We start from the raw sequence: 17,122 nt of genomic DNA, 5'->3' as shown, positions 1-17,122 counted from the left end.
ATGAAATGGATAGACAATATTTGAAAATAGTTGAGAAGATTTTAAAAAGAGGATATTATGACCAAAACCGTACTGGCGTTGCAACGTACAAACTCCCACATCAAATTATGCAATTTGATTTAGAGGAGGAATTTCCAATATTAACAACTAAATTTGTTGCTTTTAAAACAGCAGTAAAAGAATTGCTTTGGATTTTCAAAGACCAAAGTAATGATGTTAAGAAGCTTCAAGGGCAAAATGTGCATATATGGGATGAATGGGCTTTAGAAGATGGTACAATTGGAAAGGCATACGGTTATCAAATAGCTAAGTATCATCAAATTGACACGCTTATTGAGGCTTTAAAAAATAATCCGCAAGACCGAAGAATGATGATGAATTTGTGGAATATAGAGGACCTTCCACAGATGGCGCTTCAACCCTGTTGCTTTTTAACACTTTGGGACGTAACTGATGGAAGACTTAACTGTATGTTAGTACAAAGGTCTGGTGACACAGCACTTGGGGTTCCATTTAATACAACCCAATATGCTGTATTAGTTCACATGTTAGCACAAGTTACTGGACTTAAACCAGGATTATTTACACATGTAATAAACAATACCCATATATATGAAAATCATATTGAAGGCTTAAATCTACAGATTTCAAGAAAATCAGAAGCTTTAGATGCTCCTAAAATTTGGATTAACCCAGAGATTAAAAACTTCTATGACTTTATGTCTGAAGATATTAAACTTATAGATTATAAGCACCTTGGGAAAATAAATATGGGGAGCGTGGCTATATAGTGCTTACATGTATTGTTGCAATTGGAGATAATTTCGCTATAGGAAAGAATAATAACTTACTTTGGCACTTTTCAAAAGATCTAAAAAGATTTAAGCAAATTACAAGTGGAAGTAATATTATAATGGGAAGAAAGACATTTGAGTCACTTCCTGGCATTCTCCCTGGTAGACACCATATTGTTATTACTAAAAATAAAGATTTTGTAGTAACGGATGAAAGAGTAACGGTGGTAAGTTCTAAGGATGAATTATTTGATTCTTTAGATGATAGCAAAGAATATTTTGTTATAGGTGGAGGAGAAATTTATAAGTTATTACTACCTTATTGTAATAAAATACACTTAACGCAAGTGCATAAGGAATATGATGCTGAGGTATTTTTCCCAAAAGTAAATTATTCTGAGTGGAATATTAAAGAAGAAGAAACTGGATTTATTAATGACGATAAAACTATAGCATTTAGTTTTTTAACTTTGGAACGGATTAGTGTGACAAAATAATAGTTTATAATGTAGACTCTGAGAATATCTCAGAGTTTTTATCTTTTTCGGGGGATTTCTTTTTAACGTGTTACTAAAGATATGAAAGGCTTTGAAAATATGGTAAATTAAGAGTGGTGATAAATATTATAATTTAATGTTGCAGATGGATAGGTGGAAATAGATGATGAAAAATATTTTTAATATTAAGAAATCGAATAACGAAAAATTCAAGGAAATATATGAAACAAATTTTAGTTCTGTTTACTCTTTTGTATATTTGAGGCTAGCAGCAAACAAGGAAGTCACCGAGGATATAGTTCAGGAGACTTTTATGAGTGCAATGAAAGGCTTGAATACCTATAAAGGGTCAAGTTCCTATAAAACTTGGCTTTGTGGAATAGCAAAAAATAAATTATTAAATTATTATAGAGATAATATAAGGAGAGAGGGTTTTATGTGCGCAGATAAACTGGATTGTGTAGAGGACAACTTAAATATTGAGTTTATGCTTATCAATTTGGAAACTAGAAAGTTGATTTTAGAGATTTTAAATAAATTGAAGCCTATTTATAAGTATGTTCTTATTCTCAAATATATAGATGAATATAGCGTAAAGGATATTGCAAAATATTTAGGTAAAACGCCAAAATCTATTGATGGCATCTTGCAAAGATCAAAGTACAGTTTCAAAAGTGAATATATTAAGATAGAAGGAGATGAATTATATGTTAAAAGAGGATGAAATCTTTAAAAAAATATTTAAAATTTTAGATACAGATATGCAGCCGCCAGAAGGAGCAAAAAAAAGAATATATCAAACACTTTTTAATAACTCAAAGCAAAGGAGTTTATATTCATCTTGTCTTTGCTGGATTTCAGAAAAGTTTTTAAAATTGGCTATTCAAGTATGGCTTTTGATATATATTTTTATGACTATTTTCACTCCGACTATTGCATTATAATTTTTATTGGGAGGTTATATAATTGAAATTATTAAAGCATTATATAAAAGAATGGATATTGCCAGTACTTGCAGCAATAGTTTTGGCAATTCTAATAAATAAGTTAATCTTTTTCCAAATTACAGTTCCTTCATCATCAATGTATCCTACTATAAAGATAGGGGATAAAATCACTGTTACAATAGTTCACAATAAAGAGAAGCTAAAAACAGGGGATTTAATAGTTTTTAAATCTGATGAATTAAAATTGACATTAATTAAGAGATTAATAGGGCTTCCAGGAGATGAAGTTATTATAAAAAATAAAGGACAAGTTTATATTAACGGAAGTAAACTTGAAGAACCATATGTAGTATATATGGAGGACTTAGATAAAAAAATTAAGATTCCAAAAGATAAATATTTATTTTTGGGAGATAATAGAGCAGATTCTTTCGATGCTAGAAGATGGAAGAATCCCTATATAGATAGCAGTGATATAATTGGAAAGGCACAGTTCGTTGTTTATCCATTTAAGAGATTTGGTAAATTTGTAATTGGAAATGATGCACTTAATCATTAGAAGCTTTTATTTAATGAAAGGTGCCACCCACATGGCAAGTGGCAAGTATAAAATTCTATTATATGGTAATGTTATGTATGTGAGTATTTAATAAATAATAGGAGAGGGTTATTATGAATCAAAACAGTTATGATAAATTTGACTTTAGCAAATTAGAGGCAGATACGTTAAATTATATTATTGAAGAAGATAAAAAATTAACCTTTGTTATTAAATTACCTGATAGAATTACCATCTTACGGGGATGGCATGATAAGTTATTAGTAATGAAAGTGTTCAAGTTTTTATAAATAATATAAATTATACTCCACATAATGCACCGAAAAAAACCTAATATTTAATCTTAGGTTTTTTTATGTGCAGTTATAATTCCTAACATGAACACGGTGTAAAAATAAATTCTTAAAATAAGTTACTATTTTGTAAATTTATATGGAAAGCATGCTTGACATATAAAATCTTATGTAGTATTATTAATGTAAAGTTAGCTTTCCACAAAATAATAAAGGAGTGAATCTACTTGTGAAAAATAGATTAGAAGAAATCCGAAAACAAAACGGTATTAAGCAAGAAGAACTGGCAACAGCCTTGGAAGTTTCAAGGCAAACCATTGGATCACTAGAAAATGGGCGATATAACCCATCTATTACATTAGCTTTTAAAATCGCTAAACATTTTAATATGTCAATCGAAGAAATTTTTATTTATGAGGAGGAATAACATGTTTTGTAAATCAATAAAAAGTAATAAATATTGGGTAACTTTAGTTGGGGTTGGTATTATAACTTTTATATTTGGGATAGTATGTACAATAAGAATTACGGATGCTACGGATAATATAAATATGCTTATGGGTATGATTACTGGTTTGGGCATTGCATTTACAGTAATTGGAATAGTTAAATTAATTCATTATAAAAGAGCTTCTGATGTAAAATTAAAGCAAGAAGAAATTGAATTAAAGGATGAAAGGAATATTCAAATTTTAAGAGTTGCGGGTTCCGTTGCCAACGTTACAGCTAGTGCTTCTTTTGCAATAATGGCTTTTGTATTTGTTTTTTTTGATTATAAAATACCAGCATTTATTTGTCTTGGAGCATTGTATGTTCAAGTGTTAGTATTTTTTATATCATATAAGTATTATAGTAGTAAGATGTAAAAGAATAGCCCTCCATTTTTCAGGAGGGCTGTTTTATGCTTTTTCTATGACTGGTATCCAGATTTCACATTTATAATCCTCTGCGCTTGGGTCACCTGGTAAATAAACTTCAAGCTCAGGCCCTCCAGCATGCCCATATTTTCTTCAATATATTCCAAGGCATTATTCATATCCCCTAACCAATTCACACCGCCGCCTCCTTCTAATTCAATTATAATAGAGTAAGAAGATTAATACCTGTTATTAATTGCTTAATACTTAATATTCTTAATATTGACAGGTATAAAGCTTTATGTCTACAATACTAACATAATATTAGTAATTTACCATACATATGGTAACATTTAGTATAAAATGGTATAATTACAATAAATATTATATGTTAATTTTTAAAAAATAATAGAAAGGGAGTAGGTAATTTGATGACTATATCTCTTAGAGAAATCATAGAAAATGATTTTAAGGAATGGAAGGGTGATGGTTATGAAACTAAAATTTACGATGAATTCACTATATATATGTGTTAAAGACATGAATAGAGCAATTAATTTTTATGAAGAATTACTAAGCCAATCAGTTGAAAAGAGGGATGAAGTATTTAGTGTTTTTAATATTGGTGGTTTTAGATTTTGCCTATTCGATAATAGTAAAGTGCAAGAAAAGGTTAATTGGGGTGATAATTGTTTACCAAGTTTTGAGGTTAACGACATGAATGAACTATTTAATAGGTTAGAGGTATTAAAAGCTGAAATAGTTTTTCCAGTAACAAAAATTAATAATAACCTGGTATTAGAGTTTAGAGATACTGAAGGTAATGATATAGAAGTTTATTGTAGAATAGTATAGATGAAATTTAAAAATACAAACTAAAGGTGATATAAATGAATGAAATAGGTAAAAGAATTATGATTATAGGGTCGCCAGGAAGTGGGAAGAGTACATTTTCAAGAAAACTTTCACAGATAATAGCTCGCCCACTTAACAGTGTTTAAACATAGAAGAGAAGCAAAAAAGTATATTATAAAGATATCTGACGTAAAATAATATTTATTAAATATAAAATAAGGGGTTTGAATTATGAAAATAGAATTAAAAAGGAAACTACTAATTTTAATTGGAATTTTAGTATTTTCTATTTCCACTATTGTATTTGCAGCGTTATCTATTTTCTATAAGAATAATTTATCATTAAGTATTTTAACACAAGGGTGTGGGTCCGTAACAATGCTATTAATGGGAATACTTTTTTTTGTTTATCAAAAACAAAAGGTGCTGGGTATCTTTCTTTGGCTTGTTTCTGCATTCTCATTATTTGTGACGATTTCTAAAATATACTCAGGTATATAAAATATAACGTACATGAGGGGTGATAATTTTGAAAACTAAATTTAATATAATTCTATCTGCACTTATGATTTTAATCATATCGGCTACAGCTTGTTCTAAATCTAAAAATGAGGTGCCATCATTATTGAATGATGTTAATTCGATTGAAATTCATCATGGAAGTGGGTCAGAAATTGTCTATACAAAAGAAAAGGACTCCGAACAAATTAAGAAATTTATGAATGCTTATAATGAAGCGAAACCTGGTGATAACAGTTTAGGTACAACTCCTAATAGTGAAATTATAATTAATTATGCTAACGGTGAAAAAGTTTCTGTTTCAGGTGGGTCACAAGGTTTTCAAACGGTTATAAAGGGTGATAAACAGTTTAATATACAAGGTGATAAGTTATGGGATTATTTCAAAGAGTTAAATATAAAATTCAACAAATAAAGTTTTGCGTTCTGATGTTGAAAAGTGTAAATCATCTCACTTAACTTTTAAGTTAAAGTTTAAGGCTTTCGATAAGGCATCTATATCACCACTAAATGGAAAACAAGATAGTTTATTAATGTCCTCAAAAATCAGAAAAAATGGTGGATCATTTTTAGGGATTACTATATAAACCTCACTTACCTCTATGTTTAACCATTTACCATTGACCTTAACATCAGGGTCAAGTGGAATTCTAATTGCATATCCATCATCTGTAACTGGGTTGATTTTACCATATAAGTGATTAACATCTTTTAAAGAGCAAACAATAATATTTTGAATTTCTGAATTCATTTGAACTTCTTTAACCACCTTATTTTGCCTTGGGTCGAAGATTTCCGCATATTGAAGCTCTTTAGCATGAATCACTGTTGAGGATATAAGTATAATAAATAAGAGCATTAATAAAGAAACTTTTTTAGCCACATAAATCACCTCATAAATAATATGCCACTAATTAATGATGGCTATGCTGAAAGTAATGTTATAATTAGTATATATAAAAAAAACAGTAAAATAAAGAGAGGAAGCGATTAATTTATGACAGAAAAAGAAAAAATGTTAAATGGGAAACCTTATGAGGCATTTGGTGAAGAATTAACATCTGAGCGTCAATATGCAAAAGAAATGATATTTGAATATAACAACTTAAGCCCAAAGGAAATTAATAAGCATAATGAAATTATAAAAAAAATATTCGGTAGGGTAGGCAACGATTTTAATATAGAGCCGCCATTTAGATGTGATTATGGGTATAATATTTCTGTAGGAGAAAATTTTTACGTGAATTACAATTGTACTATTTTAGACTGTGCAGCGGTTACGATTGGTGATAATGTTATGTTTGCACCAAATGTAAGCCTTTTTACAGCCGGTCATCCAATTCATTTTGAACCTAGAAATGAATTTATTGAATATGCTTTCCCAATTAGTATAGGAAACAATGTTTGGGTAGGAGGTGGTGTTATAGTTAATCCAGGAATTACTATAGGTAATAATGTAGTAATCGGATCCGGGAGCGTTGTAACAAAAGATATTCCATCTAATTGCATAGCTGTAGGTAATCCCTGTAAGGTAATAAAACAAATTACAGATGAGGATAAGTGTTACTACTTTAAAAACTTAAAAATTGAGGATTTTAATGATTAATGATCTTTAACTTTTAAATCGCCATCGATTTATTTTTTGATTTAAAACTATAAGAAACAATTATTGTAATGATAGGTGACAAATAACATAAAACTGCGTAGGGAGCATAGGATGTTGCAGAAATTCCCGTAAGAGATTTGAGTATAAGAGCATTAATATTCCAAATCATTAAAGGAGCAATTATGGTGCCAGTATCGGAAATAGTCCTTGCAAGTAAACTTGTATCAACACCAAGTTCATTGTATTTATCTCGAAGAAGTCTTCCAGGAAGTAATATTCCAACTGTTTGATCACAGGTAATTATCGTAAGCACACTACTAATTAGGGCTGTTTTAATAATAAGCTGACCTTTAGTTCTCGCTCCATTGGTTAGCTTTTTAATTAAAGGCACTATCATTCCAGTTTTTTCGAAAAGACTTGTTAAACTAACTGCACCCATAACTATAAGAACAACCTCTATCATAGATTTAATACCGCCACTTACTAGTATTTTATTAAGGTCAGCGGAGGCAGTGGAACCCTTGTATCCAAAGAAAAGTGAGTTTATGAGGCTTGCGCACGACACATGCTGAAAGAAAATGCTAACTAGGCAACCTGCAAAAACACCCATTAATATTGTAGGGATCGTTTTAAAACCGAAAAGGGGCATTATAAGGACTATAGCAGGTAGAAAAGCAATGTATGGAGAAATTTTAAAGCCCTCTAAAATAGCATTTTGATAATGCACAAGATTGTAAGAGTCGGTGCTTATAGTAAAATTCATACCCATTAAATAATATACTGTAGCGGTAATTAAAAATAGTGGTATGAAGGTTGGAAGCATTGCAGTAAGGACTTCCTTATAACTTTTTTTTGTTGCTGTAAGGGTCAGATTTAATAGACCTGAGATTGGAGACATCTTGTCTGCAATAAAAGCGCCGGATACTATTACGCCAAGAAGTAGAGGAGCTGGAACTCCAAAGCCTTTTCCAACACCGAGTAAGGCAAGACCTATAGTACTAACCGTTCCAATTGCTGTACCCATAAATATGGATACTAATGAAACTATCAAAAAAGTAGCCAAGAGAAAATTCATACCCTTCATATATTCAAATCCATAATACATTAAAGAGGGAACTACACCGGAAGCTAGCCATACCGAAGCTGCGGCACCAATAAGTAAAATTAACACATACAATGTCCATGCTTCTTTTAGCCCTGAAAGAATTAGCACTATTATATCTTTTATGGTGTATTTGTATTTTACAAGCATTAAGGAAGTAATTACAATACCACCTAAAAATCCAAATGCAAGTGATGTGTTGGTTATAATACAAGTAGAAATAAGAATAATACATGCTGCAATAATAAAATATGAATGCGTCTTTGATATACATTTTTTGTCCATAAGTCACCTCGATAAACTATTTAATATAGCCATAATTATACACTTAATAATGTAATTAAAGGATATTTTATTATTATAGTTAGTGTGCTACAATATATGTAACTTTCATCTAATTATTATAGATTATTAAGAAAAACATAAGAAGGGGTTGAAACAATATGGAGTTTGTATATCTATTTGGTGGTGTCATTTTATCCACTATTATATTCAGCATAATGTTCAATAAATTAGACCAGAATAATTTAAAATTAATTTTGCCATTACAGAAATTTGTAAGGAAATCAAAGCATAAATCGGTTTTAAGAGTTTCTACATTTTTAATTGCTATTTTTTTATGCGTTATTATTAGAGATTTTTTCAATTTGAGCTATTTTATATTTGGTACAATAGTAGGTTTTTTTAGCGCTTTAATCGAAACTATTTTTAATAAATAAGATAAATAAGGTGCCGCCCACGTGGCAAGTGGCAAGTTGAAAAATTAAAAAGGTATATCACGAAATATTATGTATATAATAAACTTATATAGATTAAAGGAGATGTTTTATATGGATAAGTATGTTTGTATAGTATGTGGATACATTTACGATCCGGCAGAAGGAGATCCAGATGCGGGAATAGTAGCAGGGACTAAGTTCAAAGATATCCCTGAAGAGTGGGTTTGCCCATTATGTGGAGTACCTAAAACGGAATTTGAAATAGTTGAATAAAATAAAAAATTCGAGGATATCCTCGGATTTTTTATTTAGCGTTAAATCTAATTATTTTCTAAAAGTTTGTGGTTAGTTATTACTAAAATCAAATAAATCCTTTTGAGGGAACAATCCGAAGAGTCCTCCGGTATGAATAAATAATATATTTTTAAGGTCCTTGAATTTATTTTTCCCCAGTTCCTGCGAGAGTCCATACATTCCCTTACCGGTATACACAGGGTCAAGTATAATTCCCTCGAGTTTTGCAAATTCACTTATAAAATTAAGTTCAACCGGTGTACTTAGGGCATAACCCCTGCCAACATATCCATCTATTATATTTATTTCATCCTTTTCAAAAGGAATATCAATATCCAAATAACTACAACTTTCTATAAGTATTTCATGAATTTGGTTTTTGAAATACTCCTCATCATCACAGACATTAACTCCAAAGATTTGTGAACTGCTTTTCAAAATTTTACTTCCAAGTAGTAATCCAGCATGGGTTCCACCTGAGCCCACCGCTATAAAAATTCCATCAAACTGAATACCCATCTCTTTTTCCTGATCCATTATCTCTTCCATTGCGTTAAAATATCCAAAGCTGCCAATTCCATTAGAAGCTCCCTCAGGTATAATGTATGGTTTAAATCCCTTAAGTTCCATTTCACTTTTTAACTCTTCCATTATTTCCATTCTTTTATTTTTATAATCAAGAGGTGTAACAAATCTTATATCAGCACCTAAAAGTTTGTTTATAAATAAATTACCATCTACTTCAGTATCTTCACTACCTCTTAAAATAAGGCCTGCTTTCATTCCTATTTTAACTGCTGCAGCTACTGTGGCTCTCGCGTGATTAGATTGAATACCTCCACAAGTTATTAAATAGTTACAGCCCATATCAAGGGCTTCCTTAATTGCAAATTCAAGCTTTCTTATTTTATTTCCTGACATCTCAGTACCAGTGTAATCATCTCTTTTTATATAAATATCAGGTCCGCCTATGAGTTTTGAAAATCTATCAAGTTTTTCGATTTTAGTTGGAAGATTTGCTAAACTAATTTTATCTGGTATTTTAATCATATTTTTAATCCCCGCTTTCACTGTATATTTATATCTATAATATACCAGGTGCCACCCACGTGGCAAGTGGCAAGTTACGAAAGTAAACTGAGATGAATATTTTAGTAAAACGTTACTATAATGTATTGATTATTTACTAAATATATAGTACATTGTACTTATCAAAAGCAACCGTTTCCGTAGCATGTAAAATTTTTATTTTACTAGAAAGAAGGGATTTTTAATGCCAGTAATATTTAATAAAAACCCAAATGAATTTCACCTATACAATAGCGAAATAAGCTATATCATTAACATAATGCCAAACTCTCAATTGGGTCATTTATATTTCGGGAAAGCTGTTAAGCATAGAGATTCTTTTGAACATCTTTTTAAGGTAGAAGCTAGAGCTTTAACAGCTTGCGTTTTTGAAGGAGATTTGAATTTTTCTCTTGAACACGTTAAACAGGAGTATCCATCTTATGGAACCACTGATTTTAGACAACCTGCCTTTGAAATTCTTCAGAAAAATGGCAGTAGAATAACAGATTTTAAATATAAATCAAATGTTATTTTTAAGGGTAAAAAGAAGCTTACAGGACTTCCAGTTACTTATGTTGAGGGTGAAGAGGAGGCAACTACTCTAGAAGTAATACTTTTTGATGATTTAATAAATGTAGAGATAACTTTAAGTTATACTATTTATGAAAATAAACCAGTAATAACAAGAAGTGCGAAATATAATAATTATGGAACTGATGAAGTTTATATTACAAGCTGTATGAGTTCAAGTATAGATTTACCAAGTGATGAATATGAAATGGTTCAACTTTCTGGAGGGTGGAGTCGTGAAAGACATATAAAAGAAAGAAGACTTAAGCCGGGTATCCAATCTATTTATAGCGCAAGAGGTGCAAGCAGTGCCAATCATAATCCGTTTGTTGCTTTAAAAGCTCCAAATGCAGATGAGTTTCAAGGGGAAGTCTATGGATTTAGCTTAGTTTATAGTGGGAATTTTCAGGCACAGATAGAAGTAGATGCATATTCAGTTTCTAGAGTTACAATTGGAATTAATCCCTTTGGCTTTCAGTGGAAATTAGAAAGTGCTGAAGAATTTCAAACGCCTGAAGCTGTACTAGTATACTCTAATAAAGGACTAAACCATATGAGTAAGTCTTATCATAATCTTTATAGAACACGACTAGCAAGAGGACAGTGGAGAGATAAAGCAAGACCAGTTTTAATAAATAATTGGGAAGCAACTTACTTTAATTTTGATGAAAATAAGATTTTGGATATTGCAAGGACTGGAAAAGAATTAGGAATGGAATTATTTGTATTAGATGATGGCTGGTTTGGCAATAGAAATGATGATACTACTTCACTTGGAGATTGGTTTGAGGACAAAAATAAGCTTCCAAATGGTATTGCAGATTTAGCTTCAAAGGTAGAAAACATAGGACTGAAATTCGGTCTTTGGTTTGAGCCTGAAATGGTGAGCAAAGTTAGTGAACTTTATAAGATGCATCCAGATTGGATAATAAGTACTCCGAGTAGAAGAGTGTCACATGGTAGAAATCAGTTTGTACTAGATTTTTCTAGAACTGAGGTAGTTGATTATATTTACAATGAAATGAGCGAAATACTAAGTCGTGCTTCTGTTTCTTATATAAAATGGGATATGAATCGTAATATAACTGAGGCGTTTTCTTCAAAGCTTTCATCAGAGAGGCAAGGAGAATTTATGCATAGATATATACTGGGAGTATATGAACTTTATGAAAGGCTAATTAGTACATTTCCACAGATCCTCTTTGAATCCTGTGCTAGCGGAGGAGGAAGGTTTGATCCAGGAATGTTATATTATGCTCCGCAAGCTTGGACTAGTGATGATACAGATGCTGTTGAGAGATTAAAAATACAATATGGAACTTCGATGGTTTATCCTATAAGCTCTATGGGTGCACATGTATCAGCTGTTCCTAATCATCAAGTTAAAAGAATTACAAGTATTGATACTCGTGCAAATGTAGCTTATTTTGGAAATTTCGGTTATGAATTAGATTTAAATAAACTTACAGAAAATGAAAAAACTAAGGTTAAAAAACAAGTAGAATTTTATAAGAAGTATAGGGAAGTTATTCAAAAAGGGACTTTTTATAGACTAGTTAGTCCTTTTGATGAAGATGGTAATATTACTGCATGGATGGTAGTTTCAGAAGATAAAAAAATAGCATTAGTTGGACGATATAAAATTCTTAATATACCAAATTCAGGTTATGAAAGATTGAAATTAGTTGGACTTGATAATGATAAGAAGTATACTGTAAATTCAGTAGAGTCTAAACATTATGGAGATGAACTTATGAATATAGGCTTAATTATTGTTGAAGATTTTACTGGCTATAATGAAGATTTTAACAAACTGGAAAGTGGAGATTTTTCATCCGAAATTTATGTTTTAAATGCGGATAATTAGAAAACATCTTTACATTTAATTAAGATAGTGATACTATAGGTCTAATTTAATAAATCAATAAGTTCTCATCAAGAGAGGTAGAGGGAATGGCCCGATGACACCTCAGCAACCACCAGATATTATATATCTGAAAAGGTGCTAACTCCTGCATTAAGTTTATTTAAACTTAATGGAAGATGAGAGAGGTGCCTTTGTAATATATACCTCTTTCATCATTTTATTTTGATGGAAGGGGTTTTTTTATTGAATTCAAATTATAATTTAATAGAATCTTATCAAGAGTGGTGGAGGGACTGGCCCTATGAAACCCGACAACCGGTGTCATATTTATGATATACGGTGTTAATTCCTGCAGCAATGCTGCAAGATAAGAATAAGTTTAGCGTAAGAGCTCAAGTTTATTCTTTGGGTTCTATTTTTTCGGGTAAAAATAAGAGATTAAAGGAGGAGAGATATTATGATTAAGGTTTGCAACGTAAGTAAAAGTTTTTCCAAGTCGAAAGTACTAAATAATGTTTCTTTTACAGTAAATAAAGGTGATATATATGGTGTAATTGGTCACAGTGGAGCTGGTAAATCAACACTCCTTAGATGCTTTAATGGACTTGAAACTTATGACGAAGGTACCATTAACATAATGGGAAAGGAGGTAAAGAAGCTAAATTCCAAGGAACTTCGAGAGTTTAGAAAAAATGTAGGCATCATATTTCAGAGTTTCAATCTTATAAACAGAAAAAATGTTTTTGAAAATATATCTTTTCCCTTAGAAGTGTGGGGCATGGACAAACTTTCCATTAAAAAAAGAGTGAATAGTTTGATAGATTTAGTAGGACTTAAGGACAAGGTAAATAGCAACGTGCGCGAACTTAGCGGAGGACAAAAGCAAAGAGTTGGAATAGCAAGAGCGCTTTCACTTAATCCGAAAATATTACTTTGCGATGAAGCTACTTCTGCGCTGGATCCAAAAACTACAAAATCAATACTGCAGCTTTTAAGAGATATAAATAACAAATTAAATATAACAATTATCGTAGTTACTCATCAAATGGAGGTGGTAAAAGAGATTTGCAACAAATTTATTTTACTGGAAGGTGGGGAAATTAAAAGCCATGGAACTACCGATGAATTATTCGTCAGGCCAACAAGTGAAATGAAAACACTTATGGGCGATGAAGAGTTATTACCTAGTATGGGCCATAATATTAAAATATTTTTCCCAAAGGAGATAAGCCAAAATTGTTTGATTACATCCATAGCCAGAGAGCTTGACATAGATTTTTCAATAGTATGGGGAAGACTTGAAAAGTTTAGAGATAACGTAATGGGCAGTCTTATAATAAATGCAAGCCATGAAAATAAGAATAAGATATTAAAATATTTAGACCAAAAATTTATAGAGTGGGAGCTGATATAAATGCTATTTAAAGAAGTTTTATTACCTGCACTTATAGATACTATATATATGGTGTCATTATCAACAATTTTCACAATAATTTTAGGGTTTATATCAGCAGTGGAATTAGTTATAACGGGTCCTAAAGGTCTAAGACCAAATAAACTTATTTATAAAAGTTTGGATTTAGTAATAAATGTGCTTAGATCCTTTCCCTTTATTATATTAATGATATCTATATTTCCATTAACTAAGATTATTGTTGGGACAACCATAGGAACTAATGCAGCTATAGTTCCACTAACCCTTGGGGCAGCACCTTTTGCAGCAAGAATAATAGAATCTGCGCTTCTAGAGGTAGACTACGGCATCATTGAAGCAGCTAAATCTTTTGGTGCAAAAACCTATCAGATTATATTTAAAGTTATAGTAAAAGAAGCAATGCCATCTATAGTTCTTGGAGTTACACTAACAATAATAAATATTATAGGTTACTCAGCCATGGCTGGAACAATAGGAGGAGGCGGCCTTGGAGATGTAGCAGTAAAATACGGCTACTATAGATTTAAAACAGATATCATGATATACACTGTGATTATATTAATTGCAGTTGTTCAAATAATTCAAGCCTTAGGAAATATATTATACAGAAGAATGATTAAATAAGAGGAGGAATATTAAAATGAAAAAAATATTAAGTGTATTATTAACAATTGCTGTAATCTTAACAATAAGTGGCTGTGGAGCAAAACAGGAAGTGCCTGTAACTGAAAAGAAAATAATTAAAGTAGGGGCCTCACCAGTGCCCCATAAAGAAATATTAGAAATAGTAAAGCTCATACTCGCAAAAGACGGATACACTCTTGAAATAACAGAGTTTACTGATTATGTAACACCAAATACTGCATTAGCTGAAGGTCAAATAGATGCGAATTTTTTTCAACATGCACCCTATTTAGAATCCTTTAGTAAAGAAAGAGGACTTGATTTAGACTATACTGTAAAAGTTCATATCGAACCTATGGGTTTATATTCTAGTAAATACAAAAGCCTAAATGACTTAAAAGACGGAGCAGAGATAGCTATTCCAAGTGATGCTACAAATGGAGCAAGAGCACTTAGAGTACTTGAGAACGCAGGACTTTTAAAGTTAAAGAGTGGAGAGCTTATTTCTAAACTTGATATTACAGAAAATCCAAAGAAGCTTAAAATAACAGAACTGGATGCCCCTCAATTACCAAGGATTTTAAAAGATGTGGATGCTGCAGTTATAAATTCTAATTTTGCAATAGAAGCAGACTTAAATCCAACTGAGGATTCACTAGCAATGGAATCAAAAGATTCACCCTATGCAAATGTACTTGCAGTGAGAAGTGAAGATAAAACTAAACCTTATATTGAGGCATTTTCAAAGGCATTAACCTGTCCAGAAGTTAAGAAATTTATTGAGGATAAGTATAAAGGAAACATAATTTCTGCATTTTAAGAGTGGTGCCACCCACGTGGCAAGTGGCATGTTGTGCATTTATTAGTTAAGTAGGGTATAATAGGGTAAGTTTTAATAGACAATATATCTTAATATATAACAATAATCGACACAAATTGAATTATGGAGGATAGAAAATGAATGTAATATTTGAAGCAATAAATAGTTTTTTCGATTTTATAGTTCCCATTGCAGATTTTCTATGGGAGTTTCCAACAAATTTTGAATGGTATGCTAGCATTCCTGTTTTAGGTAATTTTGCGCTTGCAGTTATCTTACTTTTAGGAACTGGTATTTACCTTACATTTAAAACTGGATTTATTCAAGTTATTGCATTTAAAAAAGGAATAAAGATTCTTGCCACTAAAAAGGAATCAGACACGGGGATTAGCCCGCTAGCTTCATTTTTGCTGAGTTCTGCAATGCGAGTAGGACCAGGTAATATTATGGGAGTTACTGGAGCAATATCTGTTGGTGGACCAGGTGCACTATTCTGGATGTGGGTTTCGGCATTCTTTGGTATGTCCACAGCTTTTGTAGAATCAACACTTGCACAGCTTTTCAAGGAAAAGAATGAAAAGGAATACGTGGGTGGACTTCCATTTTACGGTCAAAAGATTTTAGGTAACAAACGGTGGGTAGGAGTTATACTATCTTCATTTTTTATAATATATGCTCTGTTTGTTATCCCATCACAAGCTTTTCATTTATTTACAAGCTTCGGTTCAATAGCAGATACTGTAACTGGTAAAACCTTTGGACGTGAATCAGCTGTTTATTATGGTATAGCAATAGTCATGATAATTGCCGTTCTTTTAACTGTCATTGGCGGAATTAAAAGAGTTACAGCGGTTACAGATGTACTAGTACCTATTATGGCAGTTATTTATACAATCATAATTTTTTTAATAATATTAGTTAACTTAGATAAAGTTCCATATTTCTTTAAAGAAGTGTTTGGTGGAGCATTTAAGCCTAATGCATTATTTGGTGGGGCGTTTGGCGTGGCACTAGCTCAAGGAATTAAGAGAGGGCTTATGTCTAATGAAGCTGGACAAGGTACAATTACAATGGCAGCAGCTACAGCAGAAAATGATCATCCTGCCGAGCAGGGTTTTGTACAAGCTTTAGGAGTTTTTCTTGACACAATGGTAATATGTAGCATGACAGGCTTTCTTATTGTTATGGCTCATGTGTGGACAGGCGATTCTGGAGTTGCGTGGGAAACTATAAAAGCCTCTAAACTTACAGTTTATCTATCCTCAGTGGAGTATCTAGTCCCAGGTACTGCAATAGACGGAATAGTTACAATTGTTGTTTCACTATGTTATGGAATATTTGCATTTACAACACTACTTGGATTAATATTATTTGCGGAAGTTTCGGCTAATTTAATATCCAGAAGCAAGAAATTTATTATGGGTATACGCTTAGTTGGTGCGTTATTCTTTGTTCCATTTGGAGCGCTAACAGTTCTTGCGGGTTTAGAACTTAAAAACTTATGGTACATAGGTGACTTTGTAAATATTGTTTTAGTTTATGTAAATGTTCCGATTATATTAATTGGATCAGGTATTGCATGTAAGGCATTAAAAGATTATAAACGAAATAGTGGAGAAAAATTCAAATCAAAATCTATTGGTGTTAACAGTGACTTTTGGAAATAAAATACATGGTGCCACCCACGTGGCAA

General features: G+C 31.5%; 22 protein-coding genes and 2 riboswitches. Of the genes, 18 read left to right on the top strand and 4 right to left on the bottom strand.

What is annotated here, in order from left to right; translation table 11 throughout:
- The first annotated feature begins 5 nt into the window (after positions 1 to 5).
- The 8 genes from ACREWB_RS05615 to ACREWB_RS05580 all read left to right on the top strand — a co-directional run bounded on the left by ACREWB_RS05615 (position 6) and on the right by ACREWB_RS05580 (position 3,956).
- Entirely contained in the window at positions 6 to 791 is a 786-nt protein-coding gene (locus tag ACREWB_RS05615) for a thymidylate synthase (RefSeq protein ID WP_431546526.1), read from the top strand.
- Positions 791 to 1,291, top strand: a complete 501-nt coding sequence (locus tag ACREWB_RS05610; protein ID WP_431546505.1) for a dihydrofolate reductase — start codon at positions 791 to 793, stop codon at positions 1,289 to 1,291. The genes ACREWB_RS05615 and ACREWB_RS05610 overlap by 1 nt, the downstream gene beginning before the upstream one ends.
- A 163-nt stretch (positions 1,292 to 1,454) precedes the next feature.
- Positions 1,455 to 2,015, top strand: coding sequence for an RNA polymerase sigma factor (locus ACREWB_RS05605; RefSeq protein WP_431546504.1), 561 nt, complete (start codon positions 1,455 to 1,457; stop codon positions 2,013 to 2,015).
- Complete coding sequence (locus ACREWB_RS05600) at positions 1,999 to 2,235, top strand: hypothetical protein (protein WP_431546503.1); 237 nt, start codon at positions 1,999 to 2,001, stop codon at positions 2,233 to 2,235. Before ACREWB_RS05605 ends, ACREWB_RS05600 begins: the two co-directional genes overlap by 17 nt.
- A gap of 22 nt (positions 2,236 to 2,257) precedes the next feature.
- Positions 2,258 to 2,797, top strand: a complete 540-nt coding sequence (gene lepB / locus ACREWB_RS05595) for a signal peptidase I (protein ID WP_431546502.1) — start codon at positions 2,258 to 2,260, stop codon at positions 2,795 to 2,797.
- 113 nt (positions 2,798 to 2,910) lie between these two features.
- Positions 2,911 to 3,087: a hypothetical protein gene (locus tag ACREWB_RS05590; RefSeq protein WP_431546501.1), complete on the top strand. Its 177-nt coding sequence runs from the start codon at positions 2,911 to 2,913 to the stop codon at positions 3,085 to 3,087.
- Between the two features lie 232 nt (positions 3,088 to 3,319).
- Positions 3,320 to 3,517, top strand: a complete 198-nt coding sequence (locus tag ACREWB_RS05585) for a helix-turn-helix transcriptional regulator (RefSeq protein WP_431546500.1) — start codon at positions 3,320 to 3,322, stop codon at positions 3,515 to 3,517.
- Between the two features lies 1 nt (position 3,518).
- Positions 3,519 to 3,956, top strand: coding sequence for a hypothetical protein (locus ACREWB_RS05580; RefSeq protein ID WP_431546499.1), 438 nt, complete (start codon positions 3,519 to 3,521; stop codon positions 3,954 to 3,956).
- A 44-nt stretch (positions 3,957 to 4,000) separates the two neighbouring features.
- On the opposite strand, the gene ACREWB_RS05575 is transcribed toward ACREWB_RS05580, so the two are convergent.
- Positions 4,001 to 4,144 (bottom strand): hypothetical protein, encoded by a 144-nt coding sequence (locus tag ACREWB_RS05575; protein ID WP_431546498.1) that lies wholly within the window; start codon positions 4,142 to 4,144, stop codon positions 4,001 to 4,003.
- Between the two features lie 295 nt (positions 4,145 to 4,439).
- Here ACREWB_RS05575 and ACREWB_RS05570 point away from each other — a divergent pair, with 295 nt between their 5' ends.
- From ACREWB_RS05570 to ACREWB_RS05560, 3 genes are all read left to right on the top strand, one after another.
- Entirely contained in the window at positions 4,440 to 4,802 is a 363-nt protein-coding gene (locus ACREWB_RS05570) for a VOC family protein (protein ID WP_431546497.1), read from the top strand.
- 231 nt (positions 4,803 to 5,033) lie between these two features.
- Positions 5,034 to 5,303, top strand: coding sequence for a hypothetical protein (locus tag ACREWB_RS05565; protein WP_431546496.1), 270 nt, complete (start codon positions 5,034 to 5,036; stop codon positions 5,301 to 5,303).
- Positions 5,304 to 5,331: 28 nt separating this feature from the next.
- Positions 5,332 to 5,736: a hypothetical protein gene (locus ACREWB_RS05560; RefSeq protein WP_431546495.1), complete on the top strand. Its 405-nt coding sequence runs from the start codon at positions 5,332 to 5,334 to the stop codon at positions 5,734 to 5,736.
- Between the two features lie 36 nt (positions 5,737 to 5,772).
- On the opposite strand, the gene ACREWB_RS05555 is transcribed toward ACREWB_RS05560, so the two are convergent.
- Entirely contained in the window at positions 5,773 to 6,204 is a 432-nt protein-coding gene (locus ACREWB_RS05555; RefSeq protein ID WP_431546494.1) for a hypothetical protein, read from the bottom strand.
- A 114-nt stretch (positions 6,205 to 6,318) separates the two neighbouring features.
- On the opposite strand from ACREWB_RS05555, the gene ACREWB_RS05550 reads away from it, so the two are divergent.
- On the top strand, positions 6,319 to 6,927 hold the full coding sequence (locus ACREWB_RS05550) for a sugar O-acetyltransferase (protein ID WP_431546493.1): 609 nt from the start codon (positions 6,319 to 6,321) through the stop codon (positions 6,925 to 6,927).
- Positions 6,928 to 6,940: 13 nt separating this feature from the next.
- Here ACREWB_RS05550 and ACREWB_RS05545 read toward each other — a convergent pair whose 3' ends face one another.
- A complete protein-coding gene (locus tag ACREWB_RS05545; RefSeq protein WP_431546492.1) occupies positions 6,941 to 8,314 on the bottom strand; it encodes a Na+/H+ antiporter NhaC family protein in 1,374 nt (457 codons plus the stop codon).
- Between the two features lie 545 nt (positions 8,315 to 8,859).
- Here ACREWB_RS05545 and rd point away from each other — a divergent pair.
- Positions 8,860 to 9,021 carry a rubredoxin gene (gene rd / locus ACREWB_RS05540; RefSeq protein ID WP_431546491.1) on the top strand — a complete coding sequence of 54 codons (162 nt, stop codon included), beginning with the start codon at positions 8,860 to 8,862 and terminating at the stop codon, positions 9,019 to 9,021.
- A 72-nt stretch (positions 9,022 to 9,093) separates the two neighbouring features.
- On the opposite strand, the gene ACREWB_RS05535 is transcribed toward rd, so the two are convergent.
- Positions 9,094 to 10,092, bottom strand: coding sequence for a D-cysteine desulfhydrase family protein (locus tag ACREWB_RS05535; RefSeq protein ID WP_431546490.1), 999 nt, complete (start codon positions 10,090 to 10,092; stop codon positions 9,094 to 9,096).
- Between the two features lie 223 nt (positions 10,093 to 10,315).
- Here ACREWB_RS05535 and ACREWB_RS05530 point away from each other — a divergent pair, with 223 nt between their 5' ends.
- The 5 genes from ACREWB_RS05530 to ACREWB_RS05510 all read left to right on the top strand — a co-directional run bounded on the left by ACREWB_RS05530 (position 10,316) and on the right by ACREWB_RS05510 (position 17,096).
- Positions 10,316 to 12,550 (top strand): alpha-galactosidase, encoded by a 2,235-nt coding sequence (locus ACREWB_RS05530; RefSeq protein WP_431546489.1) that lies wholly within the window; start codon positions 10,316 to 10,318, stop codon positions 12,548 to 12,550.
- A gap of 62 nt (positions 12,551 to 12,612) precedes the next feature.
- A riboswitch (SAM riboswitch) is annotated at positions 12,613 to 12,733 on the top strand.
- A gap of 86 nt (positions 12,734 to 12,819) precedes the next feature.
- Positions 12,820 to 12,924, top strand: a riboswitch (SAM riboswitch).
- An 83-nt stretch (positions 12,925 to 13,007) separates the two neighbouring features.
- Complete coding sequence (locus ACREWB_RS05525) at positions 13,008 to 13,964, top strand: methionine ABC transporter ATP-binding protein (RefSeq protein ID WP_431546488.1); 957 nt, start codon at positions 13,008 to 13,010, stop codon at positions 13,962 to 13,964.
- Positions 13,965 to 14,609 carry a methionine ABC transporter permease gene (locus tag ACREWB_RS05520; RefSeq protein ID WP_431546487.1) on the top strand — a complete coding sequence of 215 codons (645 nt, stop codon included), beginning with the start codon at positions 13,965 to 13,967 and terminating at the stop codon, positions 14,607 to 14,609.
- A 16-nt stretch (positions 14,610 to 14,625) separates the two neighbouring features.
- Positions 14,626 to 15,429, top strand: coding sequence for a MetQ/NlpA family ABC transporter substrate-binding protein (locus ACREWB_RS05515; RefSeq protein ID WP_431546486.1), 804 nt, complete (start codon positions 14,626 to 14,628; stop codon positions 15,427 to 15,429).
- A gap of 137 nt (positions 15,430 to 15,566) precedes the next feature.
- Positions 15,567 to 17,096, top strand: coding sequence for an alanine/glycine:cation symporter family protein (locus ACREWB_RS05510; protein ID WP_431546485.1), 1,530 nt, complete (start codon positions 15,567 to 15,569; stop codon positions 17,094 to 17,096).
- The last annotated feature ends 26 nt before the right edge of the window (positions 17,097 to 17,122 follow it).

Origin of the sequence: Clostridium sp. (assembly GCF_050717635.1) — a bacterium.
In the GTDB taxonomy this organism is placed as follows: domain Bacteria; phylum Bacillota; class Clostridia; order Clostridiales; family Clostridiaceae; genus Clostridium_AD.
This window is presented reverse-complemented; position numbering and strand designations above follow the sequence as displayed.